The sequence below is a fragment of the Photobacterium aphoticum genome (assembly GCF_001029435.1).
GTDB classification, from domain to species: domain Bacteria; phylum Pseudomonadota; class Gammaproteobacteria; order Enterobacterales; family Vibrionaceae; genus Photobacterium; species Photobacterium aphoticum.
On record NZ_LDOV01000042.1, the window covers coordinates 51725 to 61266 of the forward strand.

General features: G+C 45.2%; 4 protein-coding genes. 2 read left to right on the forward strand and 2 right to left on the reverse strand.

Annotated features, from left to right (window positions below):
- The first annotated feature begins 358 nt into the window (after positions 1-358).
- Positions 359-5416 (forward strand): SslE/AcfD family lipoprotein zinc metalloprotease, encoded by a 5058-nt coding sequence (locus ABT58_RS20720; protein ID WP_229821798.1) that lies wholly within the window; start codon positions 359-361, stop codon positions 5414-5416.
- Positions 5417-5499: 83 nt separating this feature from the next.
- Here the strand turns inward: ABT58_RS20720 and ABT58_RS20725 are convergent, their stop codons facing one another.
- Positions 5500-6414, reverse strand: coding sequence for a DMT family transporter (locus ABT58_RS20725; protein WP_047876351.1), 915 nt, complete (start codon positions 6412-6414; stop codon positions 5500-5502).
- A gap of 226 nt (positions 6415-6640) precedes the next feature.
- Between ABT58_RS20725 and ABT58_RS20730 the strand changes: the two genes are divergently transcribed.
- Positions 6641-7594, forward strand: coding sequence for a LysR family transcriptional regulator (locus ABT58_RS20730; protein WP_047876352.1), 954 nt, complete (start codon positions 6641-6643; stop codon positions 7592-7594).
- Between the two features lie 76 nt (positions 7595-7670).
- On the opposite strand, the gene ABT58_RS20735 is transcribed toward ABT58_RS20730, so the two are convergent.
- Positions 7671-9266: a glycosyl hydrolase family 18 protein gene (locus tag ABT58_RS20735; protein WP_053063156.1), complete on the reverse strand. Its 1596-nt coding sequence runs from the start codon at positions 9264-9266 to the stop codon at positions 7671-7673.
- Positions 9267-9542: the final 276 nt, after the last annotated feature.

The window sequence follows — 9542 nt, forward strand, 5'->3', positions numbered from 1 at the left end:
TGTTAGAGAGCATTTTATTGCGATATTTGCACACTATTATGATCAATTTTCATGGTGTTAATAATGAATTTAAATCGAAAGCTGTCGAATTATTGGCATAAGTGGGTGTGGGAAAATTCCTACAAACTAAAGGTATGATTTTGAGAGGTATTTTTTGCTATTGGGTGTCGAATATCTGACATGGCATAGTAAAAGTGTTGACGGATATTTTATAAGCATGATTGATGCTCTAATAGCTTCTTTGTGGTGGTTATCGTCTGATTTTTATGCCGTTTGTTCGCATGTATACTGCGATTATATAACTTATATAACCCGTTTTTTAGGGCTTGAAGTGACGCGAGATTGAAACGCATGAGATGTGTTTTTCATCACTTTAAGCCTATTTACTCATAAATATAATGAAACGCTCAATATGCATAAAAAATTATTACTTACGACGTTAGTCACCTTAGCCCTCGCGGGTTGTAAGGATGAGCATAACCATCCGATGGGGCCAGAAGTGCCGGTTGTACCGGAGGCAAACAATCATGCACCTGTGATTGAGTCTATTTCTGACACGCTGATTCCTGCTGGGAAGACAAGTTATATTCAAGTACTCGTTTCTGATGAGGATGGTGATAAAGTCAGCTTCAAGTTGAAAGAGTCACCGAGTTGGATGGTGATAGATAATGAAGGTCTAATAACTTTAACACCTGATGTTATTGATGATGGCGATTATTCTTTCGTCATAGAAGTCTCCGATGGCAAACAAAAAGTGAAAGCTTACGCATCACTAAGTGTTGTCAATTCTGCTCCAACAATTGAGCTAATTAGCACTCTATCTTTGAATGCGGGTAAAGTGAATGGTACCCAAGTTATCGCTATCGATAATGAAGATAACCCAATAACTTATACATTAAGTGGGAATCCTAAGTGGGTAACTATATCTGATGATGGTTTTCTTTTTTCCAATCCAGCAATGGGTGATGAGGGAGAATATCAATTTTCAGTGACAGCCTCAGATGGTGTACTTTCATCATCAACAAATGTAAATATATTTGTATATATTCCAACTGCAGATTGTCCAGATGGTAGTTGCTTAGAGGATAATGGGTTTAATAATCCTAATCTACCGGGAAAGCAAGTTTTTAAAAGTTCACTAACTGCATCTGGTAAACTAATTACTGGTGATGTGACATGTAATGGAGATCAATTAGACGATGGCGTTTTTTTCGTCTCTGAAGGTATCGATTTTACATGTAATTATGGTTCGATCACGTTAAAGAATTTGATGGCTCCCACTGTTGATGCGCCAGAGAAAGTTCAAGCAGAAGAGATTGTACATTCTTTTGATCTTGATAATGAACATATAACAAAAGTACTTCAAACGATTAACGCTTGTGCTGAATCAGATGGAATTTGCTTGAATGAGTTCGATAGTGCTGATATTTCATTGGTTTATCAAAAGTTAAGTGATGATGATATAACTAACGATGAAGATGCTGTTAATGAGTATCTCAATTCATTACAAGAAAAAGATACTGATAAAGTTGATAAAGCACCAAGTTCTCATGTCGACAACAGTATTGTTCCAGTGGTAACACCTGGTACTAGCAATAACTTAGATGGTAAATTTGTATCGTCAACTGCGGAAGAAAGTTTAGCTTATAAACCAAGTGCTGAGTCAAAAGTTTTAACGATTAGCATCTTAAAGGATGATAATGGTAAACCATTAAGTGGTATCAGTTATTTTTCGCCTAATGCAGTGGGTGTGACCAATGAATACGGTGAATTTGAATACCTTTGGGGCGATAAAATCTCCTTGGGTATCGATACTTTTGAATTTGGAACTATTACAGGTAATCAAATAGATTATCAGTTATCTGATGTTACAAAAAATCCTGTTAAAAAAGCGAATATTCAATCTTTATTAGCACGTTATGCAACAGATAAAGGTTATGCGATTGAGGTAAGTGATAAAGTCAAGCAGACGTTCGCACTGTATCCAAACGTGATCAATGAATTGATTAATTTGAACTTACCAAATGGTGGTATTTTAGCGGGCACCGAGTTTTTGTTACCGGATGAGTTTGAAGCTCAGTTCGAACAAGGCTTAACGGCGATTATTGATGCAGAATTGCGCAATGCATCAAGCTATATTCGTCAAGCGAGAAGCGTATTTAAACTTGAGGATGGTGCGTATGTAACCAACTCATTAAAGGCTATCTTTGATGGTGTGAATAGCTTCCATGTATTCAATGACAATAGCAGCTTCTACAACGCAACGGGTTACACTCGCGGTATGCGTGCGTTAAACATGTCTAACGATGCATTTCCTGTCATGATGCCGCGAGCGGATATCAACCGTGAATTGCCATTTGGCGAAAAGCAAGCATGGACACGTGAGGGTAAGCCATATTTGGCGATGTTCCCTGGCATTGAGATGACGGAGATTCCAACCGTATCAAAAGACAATGCGACGTATGGCTTCCCCTTTGTGACGGCGGGCCTTTTAGGTAAAGGCAAAGTGGTCTTCATGGGTAATAGCATGTACCCAAGTATTTTGTCATGTCCGGAAAACTACTGGGCGAATGGCGAACTGCGAATCGATAGTGCTGAGCAGACATGTACGACTACGGATGATTTGTCACGTGATAAGCGCAATGATTATGGCAGCATGAAGCGCTTCTTTGCCAACATGTTTGCCTGGTTTGCGCCTCAAATGGCTGAAGGGACATTTGCTGTAGCGACAAACATTGAACAGGCTGCAGCAGCGCAAACTAATGTGTCTCATGGCCGCCAATATGATTTCTTTATTAGTCCAGAATATGGATTCCATCAGGTCAGAAAATTAAGTAAAGGCGGTTTTACCGGTATTTCACCAACGGATACGCCGATCTTGATTCTGCAGGCGTATACTCCTAAGACATTGGGTGATGGTATGTCCGTGCGTTATATCGCTGATTTGGACAATCCGAACCTGACTCAAGACGATATTACGGCATTGATTCAGTACATCAATGAAGGCGGTAACGTCTTGTTCATGGATGCGATCGACGGTGCAACCAACCCTGAACCTATTGGCCGTTTAGCGGATGCGGTGGGCGTATCGTTGGGTGGAAGCAATGTGACACCAACGAATCAGGCATTCTGTGGTTCGTCTTACTATTGTCAGACGATGTATCCGAACATGCATGTGAAAAGTCAGTATGACTTGGTAGTACTGGAGCGCTTCCCTGATGCCGATGGTAAGCCGCCGTTTACGGTGGTAGAAGGGGAAGATGGTAAAGGTGTAGTGCAATGGAATCCGCCTGCAACCATGACTAAGTTGGAAATTCCAAAGTATGATTTACCGCGTGTGGATGAAGAAGGCCAGCCAGTTCTTGATGCCAATGGCCAGCAGGTTATTGACAGTAAATATGCGCATCACTTTGTAAAAAGTGAAACGGATAAGCTAGCAAAAATCAAAGAGCTTCAAGCTGCATTCCCAGGAACGCCAGTGTGTACGCACAGTTATGAATACGAATTTAACTGTATCGAAGTCCGTAAAGGGGACGGTGTCGTCGTTCGTGGTAACTACTGGCGTGCTGACTTTGATCGTTATGAAATGAGCCCAGATGTGGTTACCAGTATGGTGAAAGCCGCTAACCTTGGTACAAACGTCACAGCGTTGCTGGAGCATGAGATTTATTACCGAACCAAAGGTAAGCAAGGGACGCGTCTATCAACCGTTGAGCTGAACCAGACTTATGACAATTTGTCCGTATGGCTGTGGAATGATAACCAGTACTATTTCAATCCTGAAGTGCAAGATGAATTAGGTTTTGAAACGGTTGTGAATATGCTCAACTGTTACACCAATAACGAGCATAAAGGTGGAACAGAGTGTCCGGTTGATTTGCGAAATACGTTGGTCGCGAATGGTATGATCCATGGTGAAGGAGAGCTGGTAGGGCACATGAACCCAAGCTACCCGTTGAACTACATGGAAAAACCGTTAACGCGAATCATGCTAGGCCGTTCGTTCTGGGATCATGATATTGTGGTGGACACCACTGAATATCCTGGGCGTGCAACGGGTTCGGGTTCAGCAGGCTCTGCGGTGGTTGAAACAGCAGGTAATGCAGTAACTTTCTCGGCAGGCAATAATCAGTCAACCGGTTTCTGGGCACCTCAGCTACAAGAGGTGACAGTAACTGGTGGCGTAAGAGCGACGATCACGGTGATGATGGCCGATGACTTGACGGGGAAACCGCAGCATGAAACACGTTTGAATCGTCCGCCGCGTATGCAGATGAGCTTTGCTCATGACGGTAGTTCTACTTCGTTCAAAGTGCCATATGGTGGTTTGATCACGGTGAAGCCACATGCGAAAGTCGAAGGTGGCAATACGCAAGTGACCTTTAATTTTACTGGCGTTGAGCGTGCAGCATGGTGGAAAGATGGAGCATGGAAACATACACCTGAATCAGCCACAGCACCGATTGCTGAAGTCGATACGGGAACATTCATCTATACCACGGCGATTAATAACGTGAAAACGGCTGATTTGGCTAAGTTCAGCCAAGAAATGAACCGCTTTGCTGATGCTGCGAGTGACTTTTATGGGCGTGATGAAGTCACAGCCAGTGGTGCGCACCGTCGCTTTACTTATGAGGGATTAAATGAGTTCCGCCACCGTTTCGTGAACGACAAGCAGATCTCGATTGGTGCTGCACACTCCGGTTATCCGGTGATGAGCAGTGCGTTTGATGCTGAACGTAATAGCATCCCGACTTATGCAGTGGATGATTGGTTGCTATGGCATGAAGTGGGTCACAACTTGGCGGCGGCACCATTCAGTGTTGGTGGGTCAACAGAAGTGACCAATAACCTGCTTGCGCTTTACATGCAGGAACTTGAAGGACGTAACGCCAATCCAGAAATGGATCGTATTCGTACGGATATTCAGAAAGCGCCACGTTGGTTAAGCAGTAATAGCGGTCATGCTTGGGCTCATGGTGATGCAGGTATGCGTTTAGTGATGTTCGGCCAGTTGAAGATTTGGGCGGAGTCAAAGTTCCAGATCGATAATTGGTACACCGATGGTGCGAAGAAGCCGAGTATCTACAGTGCTGATGAAGGTTGGAATATGTTTAAGCTGATGCACCGTAAAGCACGTGGTGATGTGCAAGGTGATACAGGCATCAACTATTGTTCTTCTTCAGAAACGGGATTATCAGGTGGTGATCTGCTAATGGTATGTAGTTCATATGTGTCAGGTTACAACCTAAGAGACTTTTTCATTACATGGAATGTTGGAGAGGTGAGTTCAACCAGTGCTGACGGTACGAAGACATATTCTGGCGCTATTTCAGGTAAGGCACTATCAATGTTGTCTAAATTGAAGCTACCTGCACCAGAACAGGATCCATTAAAGGTCGATCGCCTACCTTAACTTTCTTTGTTAACGCTATTAAACGGGTTTCTTCGGAAACCCGTTTTTTTATGTCTGTTAATTGGTTCAAGACTGAAAGTAAATTACGCCATACGCTGCGTTTGTTTTGCCTGCCAGCGGGGCACAAAGGTATTGATCAGCGTCGCCAGTACAATCAATCCGATACCCAAGATTTTGGTTTGGCTGAGGGTATCGTTGAAAAAGCTGATTTGCCAGATAAAGGCGAATACCAAATTGGTGAAGATCAGCGGGGATAATTGCGAACCAGAATGGGCCAGTTTATAGGCCATTACACGAAACATTTGCGTGCTGGCTATGCTGAGCGCAAGCACCGTGACGCCGGTGATAATGGCTGCCGTAGTGAGTGGCGCATCGGGTAACATGAGGTCTCCTTGTTGAGAAACAGTGAGACTGGCAAACGGTGCAATGATGAGTGCCGCGAGCAGGAAACACCAACCATTAACGGCCGCCGGCGGCAGGCCAGATTTAGCCCCTTTGAACAAGGTGACCTGAGACAAGGCATTGAACAATCCGGCCGCGAGTCCGGTCAGTAACTCGGGACGCATCGCTATGTCGCCGGTTCCGCCCGCTTGTAAGATCACACCGCAAAAGGTCATCCCTAAGCAGAACAGAGTAATGCCTTTAAGGGGCGTACGATATAACAGTTTTTCTAAAACAGGGATGAACAGAGGACCAGTGCTAAACAACACGACACTTTCGACCAGTGTTAACGTGGTTAATGCATAGAGGAAACACATTTGGCTGCCCACTACACATAACGCACGAATAATAATAGGGCGCGCTGTGTCGCGGGTCGGGAAGGCCCAACCTTGATAGGCCAGTATGCCTAACATGATGAGTGCAGGCAGAAAAAAGCGCAGGAAGCCGAGCACATCGGTGCTAAAACTTTGGCTGAGTACTTTCCCCATTAAGCCATTGAGAGAGAGGCTGAAGGTGGAGATAAGCATGAAAATAACGGCTCGCAGATCGCTGGGCATGGGTGTTCCTATATGAGAGTGCCTATGTAAAAGAAGCCATGTAAAAGCTATTTAAAAAAAGCAGGTGACATAACGTCTTTGAATTTCTTTGAAAGAGCCTCAGAGCAAGGCACAGACAACTTGGCACGTGTACTGAAAAGTCGAGCTCAGTGTAGTGAGATTGCTGTTGATAAAAAAGCGAGTAATATTAACGAAACCTGTAAGAAAAACTGACAGATGATCAAGGATGAGAAAGCGAGTTCCGTTAAAGTCGATTTATGCCTTTGTGGCGGTAGCAGAATTGGGCAGCATGAGTGAGGCGGCTCAGCATCTGAGTGTCAGTCATTCGGCGGTTAGTCAGGCTATTAAGTCGCTGGAAACGCAATTGGGTGTGGTGCTATTTCGTCGTGTTGGGCGGCGGGTGGAGCTGAATGCCCAAGGGCGAAAGTATTACCGTAAAGTGGCGCCCGCACTGACACAAATTGTGGAAGCGAGTGAGTCGATAGCCCGTCAAACCCATAGCCACCGATTGACCGTCAATATGGTGCACTCTTTGGCGTTGCATTGGTGGATCCCTAATGTGGCGGAATTTCAGGCTTACGCGCCGCATATTGATGTGCGTATTTCCAATATTTTGGGTGTGTTCGATTTGGATCTCGAAGGAGTGGATGTCGCGTTATTGCATGGTTTGCCGGATGAATGGCAGGGGGATTATTGTGAAAAATTGGGTGATGACGCCCTGATCATGGTTTGTAGCCCCCACTTGTTAGAAGGGCTGAAGAATACGGTTTCTGATGACGAGCGGGGTGTGATTCAAGATGACACTCAGCAAGATAAAGCTTTTTTGCCGACGGCTTTGTTAGCCCAATATCCGGCAATTTTTGCGACGCACCCTCGGCGTCAAAAAGACTGGGAAGTGTGGTGTCAGGCGCACGGCGTGGCGGTGCCGAAGCAGCAGAAGAACCTGTCTTTTCATGCCTCCATTCATGCTGTACAGGCGGCAATTCGGCGCTTAGGTGTGCTTATTACTCATCAGCAATTTGTCAAAGATGATATTAAACATGGCATGTTGGTGCAGGTAGGCGAAGCGGTGCTTAACCCCCATCAGGCGTTTTATTGGATTTGTGCCAAAGAAAAGCTGAAGGATGAAGGGGTGTTGACCTTGCGGCATTGGCTACGAGAGCAGTTTCAAGCGCAGTGAGTACTGACCAAATTTATAACAAAAGCGGCATATCAGTATGCCGCTTTATCACCGTTTCATTTCTGCTTATCGTGTCTTATCTGGCCGGCAGAGGAAGAAATAGACTCCATGGACCGAATTCGTCACCCGGTACGTCGTTTAGCGTCCACCATTTAGCTTGATATGTTTCACCGTTGTAATAAACGAGATCGCCGACTTGATAGACTTTATCGGCTGACCATTCCATATCCATTGGTAAATCTTGAAGTAACCAAGGCCCATAAGGATTACCCGGTTCTTCCCCTTTCGTCCACCATTGCGCCATGTAGATTTCATGGTTGAAACTGACATAGTCACCTTTTTGATACACTTTCTCTGCGTTCCAAGCATCGGGGCCGGTATCAAAATCATGATTGTAGTTATCGACGCCGTAGTTCATGGCATTGAGAATATCCCCATTATCCTGACCGTATTCCCATGAGAAGACGCCGGCCAGTTTATTGCTAACGGCAAAACGAGCTTTGTTCTCTACATCTCTCGGGTGGTCAAAACCGACAAGGGCACCGTCGCTTTCACGCCATGCATAATGGCAGTCACAACTAGGGTCATAACGGACTTCAAAGCCATCAATCCCCATACCTTCCGGGCCGATGATGTCAGTAATTACACGAGAGTATGTGGCAACACCTGCTTCATCCCACGGCTGTACGGGTTTGGGGAACTTACCGGTTGCCGTGCCACCTAATGGTGTGCCGAGGTTGCTTGGTGTGACGCCGTCCCAGCCTCGGGCATATTTCGCGACCCCTAACACCAGTTTTTCAGCCGGCATGCCAATGTTGAGCATGTTCTGTACCGCAACAGCACCGCCGTACCCGTAGCCATTGGCAAGGTTTGCTTCATGAGGTTGTAGTGAGGTGTGGTGGCCGACGTTGTTCATTGACCAACCCCCATAGAAGTCATAAGTCATCAGGAAGATGAGATCCATGGCCGGTTCGGCCCGTTGGTAATCCACTTTGCTGACATAACTTTCTGCGGTTGCAATGGCAGAGGTCACCAAATAGTCCCGGCCGGTTTCTTTTGACAGTGCATCTAACCCTGCGCGCAGGTCGATCATTAAGTCAGCATAGGCATCACCTTCTGCGGTATCACGAGGCCATTCCCAGTCAATATCGATACCATCGAAGCTTGGGTTTTGCTTAACGTACTCCACAACGGCGTTCACGAAAAACTGGCGATTTTCAGGATTCATCGCCATTGGCGCGAAAGGCCCCTCACCACCCCAGCCACCGACAGACGGCAGAACTTTGACATGCGGGTATTTTGCTTTGAGCTCAGCAAATTTGGCCGCAAAGGTTTTATCAATAGAGGTCGCATTCTCAGCCAGTGTGTAATCGGGTTTGTTAGCACAAATCTCCGCCATGGTTGGCCGCTCATTAGGACCACAAATATCAAGGAAGGCGTACAGAATATGCGTGAGGTTATCGCCATTGACGTTATCAATATTGTCTGGATTGCCCCAGTTTGCAATGTAAGTTGCGACAACCTTGCCACTGGTTTGCTCGAAGTTGCCGTGTTGCCCTTGAAAGTACTCATACAGCGGGGGAGGCATAGCACTGGCAGAACTGGCACCGAATAAAAGTGTGAGGGCGGTGGTAAGGGTGGCTTTTTTTAGAATGGGTAGGGGGATGTTCACTTTCAGCTCCTTTGAATAAAAAATATCCAACAAGGTATAAAAGGGCAGAAAACAAACGACAAGGCGCGTTAATAACATGTTATTGGATTATGCGATATGCTTTTAGAATAACCGTGTTAAATATAAGTAAATTGCGGGAAAGGTTGATAGAAATCGCATTGATAGAGCGATAAATAGAGGCATGAAGCGTGGCGTTAAGCGGTCGTCATACAATGATGCACCTTCTCCTTATAAATAAAAAGGGACGCAATAGCATAATGCCGTTCACTTAAGGTG